18 protein-coding genes are annotated in these 16,116 nt (G+C 49.5%); all 18 read left to right on the plus strand.

Annotated features, from left to right (window positions below; translation table 11 throughout):
• Positions 1-25 precede the first annotated feature (25 nt).
• The 18 genes from HHO50_RS17615 (at position 26) to HHO50_RS17700 (ending at position 16,093) form a co-directional block, all read left to right on the plus strand.
• Entirely contained in the window at positions 26-790 is a 765-nt protein-coding gene (locus HHO50_RS17615) for a conjugal transfer protein TraK (protein WP_181307948.1), read from the plus strand.
• 19 nt (positions 791-809) lie between these two features.
• Complete coding sequence (locus HHO50_RS17620) at positions 810-1,670, plus strand: DUF4138 domain-containing protein (RefSeq protein WP_066833967.1); 861 nt, start codon at positions 810-812, stop codon at positions 1,668-1,670.
• Between the two features lie 13 nt (positions 1,671-1,683).
• Positions 1,684-3,033, plus strand: a complete 1,350-nt coding sequence (gene traM / locus HHO50_RS17625) for a conjugative transposon protein TraM (protein ID WP_181307950.1) — start codon at positions 1,684-1,686, stop codon at positions 3,031-3,033.
• Positions 3,034-3,064: 31 nt separating this feature from the next.
• Complete coding sequence (locus tag HHO50_RS17630) at positions 3,065-3,949, plus strand: hypothetical protein (RefSeq protein WP_181307952.1); 885 nt, start codon at positions 3,065-3,067, stop codon at positions 3,947-3,949.
• Positions 3,950-3,952: 3 nt separating this feature from the next.
• Complete coding sequence (locus HHO50_RS17635; RefSeq protein WP_181307954.1) at positions 3,953-4,492, plus strand: hypothetical protein; 540 nt, start codon at positions 3,953-3,955, stop codon at positions 4,490-4,492.
• 214 nt (positions 4,493-4,706) lie between these two features.
• Positions 4,707-4,961, plus strand: coding sequence for a hypothetical protein (locus tag HHO50_RS17640; RefSeq protein ID WP_181307956.1), 255 nt, complete (start codon positions 4,707-4,709; stop codon positions 4,959-4,961).
• 26 nt (positions 4,962-4,987) lie between these two features.
• Positions 4,988-5,353: a transmembrane domain-containing protein gene (locus tag HHO50_RS17645; RefSeq protein ID WP_181307958.1), complete on the plus strand. Its 366-nt coding sequence runs from the start codon at positions 4,988-4,990 to the stop codon at positions 5,351-5,353.
• Positions 5,354-5,367: 14 nt separating this feature from the next.
• Positions 5,368-5,679, plus strand: a complete 312-nt coding sequence (locus HHO50_RS17650; RefSeq protein ID WP_181307960.1) for a hypothetical protein — start codon at positions 5,368-5,370, stop codon at positions 5,677-5,679.
• Between the two features lie 4 nt (positions 5,680-5,683).
• Positions 5,684-5,932, plus strand: coding sequence for a hypothetical protein (locus HHO50_RS17655; RefSeq protein ID WP_181307962.1), 249 nt, complete (start codon positions 5,684-5,686; stop codon positions 5,930-5,932).
• A 349-nt stretch (positions 5,933-6,281) separates the two neighbouring features.
• Positions 6,282-6,677 carry a hypothetical protein gene (locus HHO50_RS17660; RefSeq protein ID WP_181307964.1) on the plus strand — a complete coding sequence of 132 codons (396 nt, stop codon included), beginning with the start codon at positions 6,282-6,284 and terminating at the stop codon, positions 6,675-6,677.
• A 337-nt stretch (positions 6,678-7,014) separates the two neighbouring features.
• A complete protein-coding gene (locus tag HHO50_RS17665) occupies positions 7,015-7,290 on the plus strand; it encodes a heavy metal-binding domain-containing protein (RefSeq protein ID WP_181308073.1) in 276 nt (91 codons plus the stop codon).
• Between the two features lie 55 nt (positions 7,291-7,345).
• Entirely contained in the window at positions 7,346-8,623 is a 1,278-nt protein-coding gene (locus HHO50_RS17670) for an efflux RND transporter permease subunit (RefSeq protein WP_181307966.1), read from the plus strand.
• Positions 8,616-10,508: an efflux RND transporter permease subunit gene (locus tag HHO50_RS17675; RefSeq protein ID WP_181307968.1), complete on the plus strand. Its 1,893-nt coding sequence runs from the start codon at positions 8,616-8,618 to the stop codon at positions 10,506-10,508. The genes HHO50_RS17670 and HHO50_RS17675 overlap by 8 nt, the downstream gene beginning before the upstream one ends.
• Positions 10,495-11,742, plus strand: coding sequence for a TolC family protein (locus tag HHO50_RS17680; RefSeq protein WP_181307970.1), 1,248 nt, complete (start codon positions 10,495-10,497; stop codon positions 11,740-11,742). The genes HHO50_RS17675 and HHO50_RS17680 overlap by 14 nt, the downstream gene beginning before the upstream one ends.
• Positions 11,720-13,057, plus strand: a complete 1,338-nt coding sequence (locus HHO50_RS17685) for an efflux RND transporter periplasmic adaptor subunit (RefSeq protein ID WP_181307971.1) — start codon at positions 11,720-11,722, stop codon at positions 13,055-13,057. The genes HHO50_RS17680 and HHO50_RS17685 overlap by 23 nt, the downstream gene beginning before the upstream one ends.
• 119 nt (positions 13,058-13,176) lie before the next feature.
• Positions 13,177-14,268 carry an efflux RND transporter periplasmic adaptor subunit gene (locus HHO50_RS17690; RefSeq protein ID WP_181307972.1) on the plus strand — a complete coding sequence of 364 codons (1,092 nt, stop codon included), beginning with the start codon at positions 13,177-13,179 and terminating at the stop codon, positions 14,266-14,268.
• A gap of 37 nt (positions 14,269-14,305) precedes the next feature.
• Positions 14,306-15,370 (plus strand): YncE family protein, encoded by a 1,065-nt coding sequence (locus tag HHO50_RS17695; RefSeq protein ID WP_181307974.1) that lies wholly within the window; start codon positions 14,306-14,308, stop codon positions 15,368-15,370.
• A gap of 195 nt (positions 15,371-15,565) precedes the next feature.
• Positions 15,566-16,093 (plus strand): hypothetical protein, encoded by a 528-nt coding sequence (locus tag HHO50_RS17700; RefSeq protein WP_255478799.1) that lies wholly within the window; start codon positions 15,566-15,568, stop codon positions 16,091-16,093.
• Positions 16,094-16,116: the final 23 nt, after the last annotated feature.

Here is a 16,116-nt window from a genome sequence, read left to right on the forward strand (position 1 = left end):
ATTCAGGAATTTAAAGCTGGGATATATGAGTAACATAAAAGATTTGAACACCTCCTTTAAAACCATGAGAACCATTTCACTAGCCTGTATTATTGGGTTCGTGGTATTAGCGGTAAGCGCAGGATATGGGTTCTACAAGGTCACCCAGGATGCGGGGCGACGGGTGTACGTGGTAACTAATTCGGGTTCGGCAGCGGCTTTGGCCGTTGAGGAGGATACCCATACGCCGTTTGAAGCCCGGAACATGGTGAAAGGATTTATGAAAACGATGTTTGGCCACGACCAATACACGTTCAAGCAGAACCTGGATGCCGCATTGCCTTTAATTGAAGGTGCAGGCGGCCGCAGGATCTTCGAGAACTTCAACCGGGGGCAAGTGTTGCAGAATTACCAGAGATACTCGGCACGCTCAGTACTGGACGTGGACAGCATCTATTTGGACATGAAAACCCGGCCCTTTTCGGGCAGAGTCTACACCAAACAGCGCATTTTTATCGGCGACCAGCAACGGCAGAGCCTGCCGATGGCGGCCAAGTTCAACCTCGTGGAGACAGACCGCTCCGATGAGAATCCTTATGGGCTGTTGATCACCGACTTTGACTACATCGCCTATAACCCACCGGTTTCGCGGGAAGAAAAAGAATTCCTGCAGCAACAGGAAGCTGAACGGCAAAGAAGACTCCGGGATGCCGCCGCAGGGGCAGGTGTAGCGCCACCTCCCGGCTATTCCACACCGGCACCGGCGGATGGTTCACCGGCTGCCCCTGGAGCTGTACCGCCCAATCAGTAAACTTCCAAAATTCCATGTTATGAAAAATACATTCTTTGGGTTTGTTATTTTCCTCTTGTCTCTGGCAGCAGGTTCGGCCAGCGCGCAAAAAGTAACCCCGCTTTCGGATATAGCCGTGTCTGATTCCTCTACCACTTATATGGTCTTCAATGGCCCGGTTTCCTTGGTGGATGTGGGAATGGCCGGGAATTACCTGGTGAAGATCGAGGCAAACGCTGTCTTTGTCCGGGCCAGGAAAAAGAACACCGTGCCTACCCCTATCCTGATCCGTTACGGCTCTGAATACTGGATGGGACGGCTGGTGTACGCCCCTGGCCCTGTGATGCAGCTGTATGATTTCAAAGACGGCACACCCAGCTTGAATAACGGAACGGGTTTTACCTACTCGGGAAGCACCCCGGATAATGAACTGGCAATGGATAAATCAGCGGAAAAGAAAGAAGTGATAGAAAGCAACCTGCTCAAGCTGCGCAAAGCCAAAGAAGAGAACCAATCGGTGGCGGTGGTGGAAAATGACCTGGTGCTGTCGCTGGCCAACATTCGCAACGACAAAGACTTCACGTATCTGCGCTTTAAGGTCATCAATAAGACGAATATCGACTACAACGTGGATTTTATTGATTTCCAGCTGGTGGAGAATTCCAAGAAGAAATTCCTTGGCAGAAAAAAGAATGAAGCCAGACGGCCCCTGGCCCCGTCCGGTGGTGAATCAAACCAGAATATCACCGGGCGTTCCACTGGTTACCTTACCTATGCTATCCCGCTTTACGCGGCCACGGAAAACGGTTACCTGGAAGTGACGCTGCGGGAACTTAACGGGGCACGGGTACTGGTACTCCCTATTCCTTCCAAAGTAATAAACAGGGCTTCTACCATTTAACGATATTGTAAGAATGGATAACCTAAACGAGTATGGCCCTGAAAACGACTTCAGGGACTCCCCAACTACCAGTTATTCCCCGCCGGAGAAAGCGAAACGCACGCCTGTAGAAATACTGAAAGAGCACTGGTTCAAGTTACTGCTCGGCTTGGTGATGGTGATTTTCGCTGGGCTGTTCCTTTGGCTGAAATCGGCGCAGAACGCGGCTGAGCAAAACACGGTACCGGTGGCTGCAGCCTCCGAGAACATTGAGCAAGCTATCCCTGAGGTGGTAACGGATAACCTGGAAAACAAAACGCCTTCCGCTATTTTAGAGGAACAGCGCAAAGCCGAACATGAGGCACAGTATGCGCAGGCTGCTCCGTCGGAAGAAGAGGTAGCCAATGCGTTTGTGGTAGACACAGCCGGGCAGGCGGCACGGAGGCGATATAATTTGCAATTGCAACAGCAGGCAAAGCTGGCCTTCCAGGAGGTCGATACTGTGGAAACCACGGTCCAAGACCAATCCACCGGTCAATACCGCACGCAACAAATCATCGTACCGCGTAATACCAACCGCCGGAGCGGGTCCCGCCCAACCGCCAACAATATGGTGGCACCTGCTTACGATGCGGACGGAACCCCCTTCGAGACGAACCCGGAAGTGCTGCGGATGCTGGCCGCCTCTTCCCCGCAGACCCGCCGGATATATGAGCAGACGACTGGAAAGCGTTACCGGGAACCTGGTGCGGCCAATGCCCCCAGAGAGTCGCAGGCAGCCCTGCCCGGGGCCGACGGCTTCAATACCTATAAAGTGACAAATGCCCGTTTCAACCCAGGAGATTCGAATACCCGACAGGGAACCCTTACCCCTGATGTCTTTTATAAATGCGTGATTTCCGGGGAGCAAAAAATAAGAACCGGTTCTGTGGTAATCATGCGCCTGCTTGAGGATGCCGTGGTATCTGGAGTAACCTTCCCGAAGAACATGGTCTTTGCCGGTATCGCCAAGGTGGAATCCAACCGGGTGACGGTACAGATTGAGCGCTTAGGCCCTACCAGGGTGAAAGCTGACATTTTTGATTTCAATTATATGCCGGGTATCATGATAGACCCGGAAAAGAAAATCGCCAAGGATGCGAACCAGGGAATATACGATGCGCAGCGGCAAGCAAGCCAGGAACTGAGCACGGCCATTGACCGTTCAGCCTCGGCTGCCAACTCGGTGGTAGGGGTTGCTGGTAGGGTTGCGGCCAACGTGGTCTCCAAACCCAGGTCCCGCCAACGGCTGAGGGATGTCCTTCTGCCAGACGGGTACCCAATATTGATTACTTCCGCTGCGGCGGGGCAAATGGCACCCGCTGCCAGTGCCGGGCCAAATTGATTTATTGAGTTTCAACTAAAAAAGGTGTTGTATGAAAAGAGTGGTTATTACGGTATTGGCGGCGGGGCTGCTGGTATTCCGGCCCAGTAATACGGATGCGCAATTCGTGGTAAACGACCCCATCCACATGGGAGTACATATTAGTGATTTTGCCAAACGCCTGGCGCAATGGGCGGAAACGGTGCAAAATTACCAGGTGGTAAAAGATGCCAAAGCCATTGCCGGGGTGACCAAGGATATTACCGGGGAAGTAAAGGATTTAACTTCCGAGGGATTGGCCTTGCAACGGCAGATTCAGGAGGACTTGCGGAAAGTAAACAGCATCGTGGATTTGCGCATTTCCAACCCGGCAGAGTTGTTCGCCCGTGCCTTGGCCATGTCCGGAGGCAATTCCGGCACGCACTACATGCCGCACTTCTCGAAGGCGCAACGTCTGCGGGTAGCCCTGCAGAACAACAATCCGGAGGAAGACATCAAAACCATATTTTCGGTGTTTTCACGGACTTCGGGGGATTCTGACAACAATGAACGCATGAGTTCGGCGGAATATGCGGAGCGCAGGGAAGAATCTGCGGTATCGGCTTATGCCTATGAGGAAATGAACCAGAAAAAGAAAATTCAGACGGCCCTGAATTATTACAAGATTGCCGATGAAATGACCGAGCAAAGCATTGAGATGAACGCCACCCTGAAGAACCCCGGTCGGTATTCCATGACCGAGGGGGAGCGCATGGCCATGATTAACTCCTCTAACGAGAACATGGTTCGGGCCATGCAACTGCGGCAGGAAGCTGACAGGCTGATTGCGGAAAGTTCCCAGAAAGGGCCCGCGCATATTGCCGCTGAAATGGTCTATACCGACCTGATTGCGCAAAAGCAATTGATTGAATTGGAAAGAAGAACTAAAAATTATTAAGCAATGAAAAAGGCGCTGCTCTCCCTGCTGATATTTATCGGCATTGGCTCATTTTCCCCTGTACTGGCACAACGGCACGTCAGACACATTTCTGCCTGGGGTGCACATTATGGCCGTACCGAAAAGGGGAAATTTTACGAGGGCAGCTATATGAATTACTTAAACGATAAACTGAGCGTGCGGGTCAGCGGCTTGCGGGAGTTCGGCGACTTGGTGGTAAGTGGGGAATACTCTGCCTTCAGTGGCCGGGGGTTCTTGGCACCGCAGTTATTCCGGATTGGTGAATTCGCCTATTTCCACCTGCTTCTGGGAGGTGCCGCTTCCTACGAAAGGACGGGGGAAGATTCCGACGGGGAAGGAAGTAATTCGGGCAGACGCGAACGTTTTACCTACGGGCCTCAAGCTGGCGCCGAAGTGGACTTCTTCTTTGGCAATCGGATTTCGTTGGTTGCAACCGGGATAAAGGGGAAGACGTTTAACAAGACTCACTTGGACGAGTGGCCAGGCTTTTTCAGTCTCGGCCTTAGATACCACTTCAGGTAATTTCCTATATTAATAGTAAAAAGTACCCTCCTTTTGGCAGGGTACTTTTTTTAGCCAAACATTTATAATGTATATTATTTAAACTATAAATGTATCATATTATATACAGGCCTCGTATTATATGAATTGAACGCAGTTAAATTTATTACTTGCAAGCGAATAGAGAGCGGAGGAATAACTGCTTTCATATAAAGCATTTATATAATTGCCAGCTATGAAAATCTCGGATGAACCAGTTAAACTATTTTTAGAATTGCAAAAAAAGCTACCCGCAGTATTAGCCTCTTTTGGAATTAAACAGGTCTACGTCTATAAGGGGATTGGAATGCCACGCCCTACCTGGGAGGTGAAGAAGAGAAACCAAACCTTCACCATTTCAGAAATGCAGGACATCTGTGACTTGATTAATACTGGTAAAACCAAACCAAGGGAGCAAAATAAAAGTACAATCGTGGAAGTCAAAAATTGATTTTATAATTTCAAAAATGTACGGTTATGGGTAGTATGTTTTTGCAGGTAGATACCCCTAACATGATGTTCAGGGATTTTTTGGAGCCTATAGCTGGGCCACTGACAATAATAGTAGTGGTGGGGGCAGTTGTCTATTCGTTCATGAGGAGAAGAAGCTATAACAGAAAGCTTTATAACGCCATTACCCGCCCTACGGTGATATACCAGCAAGTTGCGACCCCTGCCCCGGCTGTTCCTGTAGATGGTTCGCCTGCTTTATCTACAGAAGAATTCTGTAGGCTACCCTGGGAGGAAAGAGAAGCCCTTTACAGAAATAGAATCATAGAGCTAAGAGATACGAACCGGAGACTGCGGGCCAGAATGAAAGAGGCAGGATTACCGACAGACTAATTTACAATTGCAAAATGAAACCTTTGGATATTGAGAGGCTGGCAAGGCAGTCTGATTTCGACTACAGTTTCAACGGGGATATACTAACTATCAGGGACCTGGATAAAGGCAATAAATCAGTAACCAATAACATTGATAACATCTTAGCCTATATCAATCAATTCATCCCCGTATCTGATTACCTGGTTATGTACTTGGATTCCTCCGGAATTTGGGATGGTGTGGCCGTTCAGGAAATTTCGGGTAGTTTCTCCTGCCGATTCTTCCCCTTGAATGAAAAGGACTATGATAAAGCAGTAGTTAAAATGAACTTTTTACAATTGTAACGCCATGAACCTGTATCAATTTAATTTTTTAGACCGAAACGGTAGGGCCAATGTAGTTTGGGACTTAGGAAATTTCATTAAAACTATAAATCAAAACGGCGTATGCAAAGCACTCTATGCCATGGGTGATTTCTTTGCAGAAATACACTTTTCACCGGAAGATGGAATTAAGGATGTGCGGGGGTTTAAAAGTAAAACCCGTTTATTACCCTATAAAAATATAGGATTGTCCCTGTTGACTGTTTTAAACTAGTTTAGCCCAAAATCAACCGGCTCTCCTAGAAAAGATAGAAAGTATGTAATCATTAGGGCGGTAGGGGAAAACAAAATCCCTGAAGTTGGTTCTACCACAACCTACCTATCTAAAATACAAAGTATAAACTTAAATCCGGAATCATTTGTATTTATTATTTCGGATTACAGTCCCAAGTCGGAGTAAGCATTCATACTTTAAATTTTAACCGATTTATATAACTTTTATCAAAAATTATATAACATCATAATACAAAATTGTTTATACTTTTGCAAGATTGGAATTAGTATGTCGGCAACTCTCTTTGATTGTTACCGTTTGATACTTAGACAAATAGATAGCATCTTAGATGAAGGCACTGCAAAAATTTATTCACCTTAGCTTAATTGCAGCCATTTTACTGGCTTCTTTTGGCTTCCGCGTGAATATCTCGCATTGCTCAATGAAAGAAGGCCAGTCTATTAGCTTTTTTTCATCCCCCACCTGTTGCTGCGGGAAAACCGCAAAAACCCCAAAGAAGTCCTGTAATGACATGTCTTGTGTCATGCAGAGGGGAGTAGCCACGCAGACAAATTTCAACTCCGCGGCCCAGCAGGTAGCAAAGATTGTGAAAGAACCGGTACTGTCCCCAAACTTTACCGAAACAATCCGTCCTGCCATTCTTGAAGCTGAACCTCACTTTACATTGCCACCTCCTGTCTCCGGCAGGTTCATCGGCATTTTACATCAAACCTTTATTATTTAATACCCCTTCCCTTATTTAGGAGTGACACCTAATTTCCCTTGCTGGTGCTACCTCCTAAACCGTAAATTCCATTCAAGATTACTTATCTGGAAGGCATGGCCACTTTTGCTTGAATATAAGCACTCTTGCTTAACCCTTCTCAGATTCCAAGTTGAGCTGGCAGCGAAACTGGCTTGAATCAATACGGATTTTACGCCCTCAACTATTCATTTAGGCTGTGCTGTTACACAGTCCATCAGCATAACCTTGCCTTGGCAGGAGTATCGGTATGCCTATTGGCTTGGGATAACTCCTCAGAGGAAATAACATTTCCATTCACTTTAAACATTTTCCTTTTATGAAAGCGATTGTATTAAGCATCGGCTTATCCATCATTGGTTTAACCCTGTTCTCTGCCTGTGATAGCGGCGAAACCAAACAGAATACCACAGAGCAGACTGAAACCAAACAGGCCGTTGCAGGAGTGACCTACACCTGCCCCATGCACCCGGAAGTAGTAAGCGATGAGCCAGGCAAATGCCCCAAATGCGGTATGTTCCTGGAAGAGGCGAAAGCCGGTGAACAGAAGGATACGACTGCTGGCCATCAGCACGAAGCAGGCGACCAGCATTAATTTTTAACTTTTCCCTCCCGGCTACCAAAATCGGGAGGGAAATCCATCACAGGCTATGATAGGTAAATTAATATCTTTTTCCCTGCGCAACCGCATGGTCGTGCTGCTGATAGCAGCCGGTTTATTCGGGTGGGGCCTCTATTCAGTCAGCACTAATAAAGTAGATGCGATTCCGGATTTATCGGAAAACCAGGTAATAGTTTTCACGGAGTGGATGGGCCGCAGCCCTCAAATCATCGAAGACCAGGTTACCTATCCCTTAGTGACGAACCTGCAGGGCATGCCTCAGGTAAAATATGTGCGCGGTGTATCCATGTTTGGCATGAGTTTCATCTATGTCATTTTTGAGGACAAAACTGACATTTACTGGGCCCGCGAACGGGTGTTGGAACGCCTAAACTACGCAAACCGCTTACTGCCCGAAGGAGCCGTCCCTACCTTAGGGCCCGATGGTACCGGGGTAGGGCATATCCTATGGTACACGCTGGATGCCCCTGGCATGGATTTAGGAGAGCAACGCGCCATTCAGGATTGGTACGTGAAGTTCGCGCTGCAAAATGTGGAAGGAGTGAGCGAAATCGCCTCCTTCGGGGGATTTCAGAAGCAGTATCAGATAACCGTGGACCCCAACAAGCTTACCTACTACAATCTATCGGTACCGCAGGTAATGGCGGCGGTGAGGGCCAACAACAACGAGAGCGGCGGACGCAAATTCGAGATGAGCGACATCGGTTACATCATCAAAACGACCGGGTATCTCAAATCAACTGAGGAGATAGAGAATATTCCTATTGTCACCCAGAATACTATCCCTATTCGGGTAAGTGACATTGCCACGGTGCAGATGACCGGGGAAAGCCGCCTTGGGATTTTTGACATCAACGGCGAAGGAGAAGCGGTGGGGGGCATTGTGGTGATGCGGTATGGGGAAAACGCCGCCGAGGTTATTTCGAATGTGAAGACCAAAATGGAAGAGGTGTCTGCCGGTCTGCCCAAAGGCGTGAAGTTTAACATTGTCTATGACCGGAGCGGACTGATTAATGAATCAGTGAATTCCGTGAAAACTACGCTGATTGAGGAAATGCTGGTGGCCTCCGCCATCGTTTTCATCTTCCTCTTCCATTGGCGCAGCGCCTTGATAATCATCATCCAATTGCCCTTGTCGATTGCCATTGGGTTCATCCTCTTAAATGCCTTCGATATTTCCTCCAACATCATGTCCCTTACAGGAATTGCCCTGTCTGTCGGGGTGATTGTAGATGATGCCATTGTGATGGTCGAAAATGCTTACAGGCACTTGGCCGAAGCCCAAAACAAAGAAAACCATGGATAAGGAAACGCGTCTTTCAATTATAGAAAAAGCTTCCAAACAAGTTGGTCCCAGCGTGTTTTGGAGTACGATTATCATTATCACCTCTTTTCTCCCGGTTTTCTTGCTTACCGGGCAGGAAGGGAAATTGTTCAGCCCTTTGGCTTGGACGAAAACATTTATACTCATTGTGGATGCCTTCGTGGCCATTACGGTTACCCCGGTGCTGCTTTCGCTTTTCCTCAAAGGCAAGTTCAAGCCAGAGAACAGCAATCCTATTAACCGAGGGCTGGAGCGGGTGTATAGCCCCATTTTGCGCTGGTGCCTCAACTGGCGGAAGACCACCATCGGAATAAACATCCTTGCCCTGATGGTCAGCATCCCCATGTTGCTGAGCCTGGGCTCCGAATTTATGCCGCCTCTGGATGAAAGCTCAATATTGTTCATGCCGGTCACCCTTCCGGATATTTCCAACTCCGAGGCCAAGCGCATTCTGCAGGTGCAGGATAAGATTATAAAATCAATGCCGGAAGTAGACCAGGTATTGGGCAAGGCCGGGAGAGCCAGTACGGCTACTGACAACTCGCCCATTAGCATGATTGAAACTATCATTCAACTGAAGCCCGAATCCGAATGGCGCGATGGTATGACCAAAGCCAAAATCATTGAGGAGCTTGACCAGAAACTCCAGATTCCGGGGGTGATTAACGGTTGGACGCAACCCATCATCAACCGCATCAACATGCTCGCTACCGGTATCCGAACCGATGTGGGGGTAAAGGTGTACGGTCAAAGCCTTGATACCATCGCCACGGTTTCCCAAAGGGTGCGAAACGCCTTGCAGGATATTCCAGGGGTAAAGGATTTATACGTTGAACCGGTAACCGGAGGTAAATACCTGGAAATCCAGACCAGGCGCGGAGAACTGGGCCGCTATGGCCTTTCTGTGGATGACGTTAATGCCATTGTGGAATCTGCTCTCGGCGGGCTACCCATAGGCAATACCGTTGAAGGCCGGCAACGCTTTTCTATTAATCTTCGCCTGGCCCAGGAGTACCGCAACAGTCTCGACCGTATCCGGCGCATTCCCTTGCAGTCCGGGACGGCAGGCACGGTTCCGCTCTCGGCGGTGGCCGATGTGCGTTTCGTGGATGGCCCTCCTATGATTGCCTCGGAAAATGCCCAGCTGCGGGGAGCCGTATTATTTAATGTGCGGGACCGGGATGTTGGCAGTACCGTGCAGGAAGCCATCAAGAAGTTAAACAGTGAATTCACCGATTTGCCCAATGGCTACCGCCTCGAATGGAGCGGCCAGTGGGAAAATCAGATTCGGGCAAACCAGACCTTGAAAATCATTATACCGCTGGTATTGATTATCATCTTCCTGATTCTCTACTTCTCCTTCCAATCCCTTAAAGAAGCGCTTCTGAACCTGGTCACCATCCCATTCGCTCTGATAGGAGGGGTATTCATCGTGTACTTCTATGGCATCAATCTATCGGTGGCAGTAGCGGTGGGTTTTATCGCCTTGTTTGGGTTGGCTGTGGAGACGGCTATGGTGATGGTGGTATACCTGAACGAAGCCATGAACCAGATGGTAGCCGATAAAGGCAACTCAAGCCAAACGATTACAAAGCACGACATCCGGGAGTATGTATTCATGGGAGCCGCCAAGCGCCTGCGCCCGAAAATAATGACGGTTTCTGTTTCGCTCTTCGGTTTGATTCCGGTGCTGTGGGCGACCGGCGTAGGCACAGACGTGATGCTGCCCATCGTCCTGCCCCTGATTGGTGGGGTATTTACCTCCTCCATCCATATTCTGCTGGTGACTCCCGTGGTGTTTGAAATGACGAAGGAGTATGAATTGAAAAAACACGGAAAAATAGAGATTTACGATGTTAAGCATTAGACTATATACCACGGCCGCCCTGCTGCTGATGGGCTTGGTAGCTCACGGGCAGTCACCGGTAATACCATTGGACTCTGTACTGCAGCGCATCTCCCGCAGCAACCCGATGCTGCGGGAGTTTGAAAGCCGGGCAAAGGCACAGAATGCCATGGCGGAGGGTGCCCGTAGCCAGATGGCCCCTATGGTGGGAGCCGGTGTTTTCATGTATCCCTATCCGGGGCAAATGGAGATGGAAGGACAGGACGACGCTATGTTCATGACGGCGGTGGAGCAGGAAATTACAAATCCTGCCAAGTTACGGGCTAGGGAAAAATACCAACTTTCCAAGTCGGCTATTGAAGAGGCTGGGCGCGACAAAGCCTTCAACCAGCTGAGAGCACAGGCAAAGACAGCCTATTACCAATGGGTCGTGCTGGAGAAAAAGAAATCTGTGCTACTCGAAAACCAGCGCATCATGCAATTCATGCTCAAATTGGGCAAAGTTCGCTATCCCTACAACCAAAGTTCATTGGGCAGTATCTACAAAGCCGAGGGCCGGTTAGGGGAAGTGGAGAATATGCTGGTAATGAATGACAGCGAAATCATCAGGATGAACATCCAACTGAACATGCTGATGAACCTGCCCCCGGAAACCCGTTTCCGAATCGATACCACCGCACAGGCACCGAAACCGACAGTTTTACCGGACACCGCCTATTTAAGCGCAGCCCGTAGCGATATCCGGCAATTGGACCGTACCATCGAATCCATGCGCCTCAACCTCCGGTTGGAGAACATGCAACGCAAGCCGGATTTTGGGATACGTTTTGAGAACATGATGCCGCGCGACAGGATGATGCCCCAGTCTTTCACTTTAATGGGTATGGTGTCAATCCCAATTGCCCCTTGGTCCTCGAAGATGTATAAATCAAACATCAAAGCCATGGACTTTGAAATCCAAGGGATGCAAAAAGGCCGGGAGAGCCTGTTGAACGAGGCCCAAGCCATGGTAGCCACCATGGCTCAGGAGTTTCAAACCAAGCAAACCCAGGTGCGGAACTACGAAACCAAAATCATCCCGGCTCTGCGCCGCAATTATGAAACCACCATGCTCAGCTATGAACAGAACACAAGCCAATTGCCGCTGGTAATTGATGCCTGGGAAGCGCTGAACATGGCCCAGATGGAATACCTCAACAACCTGGAGCAATTGTACCTGATTGGAGTAAATTATGAGAAAGAGCTGGAAAAATAAATTACTGTGGCTGCTGGTACTGCTGCTGCCCTTTTCCTTTACAGGCTGTAATGAAGCCGGGGATGGTGCAGAAGCGGCCAATGACATTCAATACACGTGCCCGATGCACCCGCAGATTGTCCGCGATGAGCCTGGTTCCTGCCCTATCTGCGGCATGGACTTGGTAGCGAAGCAAACCGCAGATGCCCCCGCCATCGCCATTTCCTCGGATTTGGAATATTTGCTGCAACCCGCGAACCAGGCGGTGGTTTCCGGCATAGAAACCGCACAACCTGTTCAAAAGCAGGTACAACAGGAAATCACTATGAGCGGCGTGGTGACCTACGATACTCGGCGGCAGTACATCATCCCGGCCCGGTTTGGGGGACGGATTGAAAAACTCTATGTACAGTTTAATTTCCAGCCTATCCGCAAAGGGCAGAAACTCTATGATATCTATAGCCCGGAACTAGTGACGGCTCAGAAAGAATTGCTTTATCTGCTTGAAAACGACCCGAGCAACTCTTCCCTGATTAATGGGGCGAAACAAAAGTTGCGGCTCCTTGGTGCAACCGCTGGCCAAGTAGAGCAATTAATCCGAAGCGGGCGGGAAACCTATACTTTTTCTGTGTATAGCCCCTATTCCGGTTACGTGCTTGACCCTGCCGTAGCAGCCAGCCCTTCTCCCGTAGCAACCGCGACACCCGCTGCCCCGGCAACGGGCGGCGGCGGCATGGGAGGAATGGGAGGCGGTGCCACGGGAACAGGCAGCAGCGCGTCACCCCCCATACCGAGCGGCGGTTTTTCCATCCGGGAGGGCATGTACGTGAGCACAGGGCAGGCCTTATTGAAAGTGATTGATGCTTCTCAGGTATGGGCACAGTTCAATATGCCTAGCAGCCAAGCCGGGCAACTTAAGAAAGGTACCCCAATCTCCATCACCTTCAACCAGCTGCCGGATAAAACGGTGCAGTCTGAGGTAAATCTGGTAGAACCTGTTTACGAAGCAGGGGAGAACTTCGCACAGGTTCGGGCCTCCCTCCCTGCCGGGAATACATCCACCTTGATTGGTCAGCTAATCACCGGGAAAGTGACATACAACACTGGTATGTCGCTATGGGTACCCAAGGAGGCCGTGCTGGACATAGGTACGCAATCAGTGGCTTTCCTCAATAACAATGGGGGTTTTAAACCTATTAGTGTTCGTATTGGCGGTTCGGCGGATGGCATGGTGGAGATATTATCCGGCCTGAGTGCCCAAGATACGATAGCGGTGAATGCGCAATTTCTGGTGGACAGCGAAAGTTTTATTCGGGTAGCAGATAATAATAGATGAAAAAGACACTAAATATAGCAATAGTCTGGCTCGTGGCTCTTTCCTTAGTCGCTTGCACAAACAAAGATGAGAATGCCAGTTCTGGAGCCGCAGGGGCAGAAACCACTTACACCTGTCCCATGCATCCGCAAATTGTGGAAAGCACCCCCGGTTCTTGCCCGATATGCGGAATGGACTTGGTGCCGGTTAAAGCGCAAACTGCCGCTGAAAAGAATGCCGGAAGCATCATGCTGAGCGAAACCCAAATGAAGCTGGGAAACATAACCACCCGGCCTGTTCAGATGGGGCAGGTAGGAGGCAACACTATCCTTACCGGCAGGCTAGCAGTGAACCAAACGCAGGCCGATTTAATCAGTAGCCGTGCCGCCGGTCGTGTGGAAAGGCTGTATGTCAAAGAAACAGGCCGACCTATCCAAAAAGGCCAACCGCTCTATGACTTGTACAGTGAATCCTTGCTGACGCTGGAGCAGGAATACTTATTGGCCTTGGACCAGGTGAAAGCGTTTCCGGAGGGGAAGCAATTTGCCTCTATCCTTGAGGCTGCCAAAAACAAGCTCCTGCTAATGGGCTTATCAAAAGCCCAGGTAAATCAGATAGCCCGCTCCAGGAAATTAGATGCCCGTATCACGTTCCTGGCCCCAACCTCCGGTATCGTCACGGAGATAGCTGCTGCCGAAGGTGCTTATGTGGCTGAAGGCAGCTTGCTTTACCGACTGAACCGCTTTTCTACCATTTGGGTGGAAGCTGAACTCTATGCGCAGGAAGCAGGGCAGTTACAGGTCGGCACCCCCGTAGTGGTCACGGTATCCGGCGCACAGGCTCCCATTCAAACCAAGATTACTTTCATAAACCCGGAATTTCGCCAAAACAGCCAAGTGGTGGTAGCACGGGCAAAACTGCCAAACCCGAATGGGCAACTGATACCTGGTACCCAGGCTACCATTACCCTTCCTGCTCCGGAAAACCGGGCACTGACCCTGCCACTCGATGCCGTCATACGGGACGCCCGCGGGGCGCACGTCTGGGTGAAAACGGGGGAGAATACCTTCAACTCTAAAATGGTTACCCTAGGGGCCGAAAGCGCGAATCAGGTAGCCATCACCAACGGGTTAAATCCGAACGATACAGTAGTGGTAACTGGGGCCTACTTACTCTACAGCGAATATGTATTAAAAAATGGCACGGACCAGATGAGCGGTCATAATCATTAAAATTCAAATTAAAACTCAGGGGACCATGCTTTACAATATGCAAAAACCACTTTTGATAGCCTTTTTACTGTTCGGTTTTTCGGCTTGCAACTTTCATACCGAAGACGACATGGACGGAATGGATGATATGGGCGGTGGGGAAGGAATGAATATTGATTATCCGGCGGCTTATGTAGTGAATGGGGAATCAAACAATATAGAGGTGCTTAATTTACTTGACCTCTCCCAGAAAATGCAGATTTCTTTGAATGGGGCCACTTTCCCGCACCACATCAATTTAAGCCCCGATAAAACGAAGCTGGCCGTAGCCATTACCAGTACCGATTTAAGCGGTGGCCATGACTCAGACGGTATGAGTGGGATGGATGGGTTCAAAGTAATCGTGTTGAATAGTTACACCGGGAAAATCGAAAAAGAGATACTACTACCTAGAATGCCGCACAATGGGATTTTCAATACGAACGGCTCTGAGTTATGGATTGCCCAGGAAGATGAGCAGCTAAGCCAAGTGTTGGTTTTCAACACCGGTAACTGGAGCCTCAAAAGCACCATCAACGTTGGAAGAGGATTATCCGAAGTCACCTTTTCGTCTGACGGCACAAGAGCCTACGCCGCAAATACCCTAGATGCCACTGTCTCCATTATTAACCCGGACACCAAAATGGTTTTAGCCACCGTGGCGGTGGGCAAGGACCCGGTTGGGGCCTGGCCGGGCGCAAATGGCTTCATGTATGTGGACAATGAAACCGACCAAACCGTTACGGAGATAGCCGTAGCCTCAGGTGCGACTACAGAAACCATTCACCTAGGCTTCAAACCGGGCTACGTGGCATACCACCCCTCCAAACAAGAACTTTGGGTTAGCGATGCAACCAATGGCCAAATCGCTTACTACGCACAACAGAACAGCCTGTGGGCTCTACAAGGCCATATCGCCACAGGAGCCGATGCGCACGCCATCGCCTTTTCCCAGGATGGCGCAACAGCTTACGTCACCAACCAAGGAGCGGGAACAGTCTCCGTCATTAGAGTATCCGACCATTCCGTTACCGCCACGGTTCCAGTGGGGAAAAAACCGAACGGACTTGCAATCCGGCAATAATATCTATCTCGAATACTAAACCCAATTTAAAATATGAAACCTTTCAACACCTTTCTTTTCCTGCTGTGCTTTTTATTTATATCCGTTGCTTTAAGCCCCCGAACCGTGATAGCCCACGGCGGGGAAAAGCATAAGGAAAAAGCTAAGGCTCCCCAAGCTGACTCCTCCAGACAAGAACCAGAAGATTCTCGCGACATGGTTGTTCTTAAGGACGTTACTCCGGCAGAACATGCGGGACACGTAGCCAATCCAGGGGAAGTACACGCGTCTTTGGCTGACTTTCCGCACATCCATCCCCTGATTGTCCATTTTCCTATTATGCTGCTGATGATTGCGGCGGTCATGCAATTCGTCAATATCCTTTTCCGGAAAAAGGAACTGAATTGGGCGGTGACTATCATGGTACTGGTGGGCTTTGTGACGGCTTATGCCTCCTCGTACTGGTCGCATCCGCACACTTCGGGGCTCTCCGCCCACGCGGAACTCGTTTTGGAGCAGCACGACAAATACGCTGATTATACAGTTTACCTGGCCGGCATTGGGTTAGTGGCCCAACTTCTAAGCGTGCTGGTATTCAAAGGGAAACGCTGGAGCATCGCCATAGCTGCCGTTATCTTAATTGGTGCCGGGTATGCAGTTAGCATGGCAGGCCATTACGGTGCCCAGCTAGTTCATATTGAGGGCGTAGGTCCGCAGGGAAAATTCCTGGAGCAACACCATTAAAGATATTTATACAAATCACCTAA

Origin of the sequence: Rufibacter sp. XAAS-G3-1 (assembly GCF_013623775.1) — a bacterium.
GTDB lineage: Bacteria > Bacteroidota > Bacteroidia > Cytophagales > Hymenobacteraceae > Nibribacter.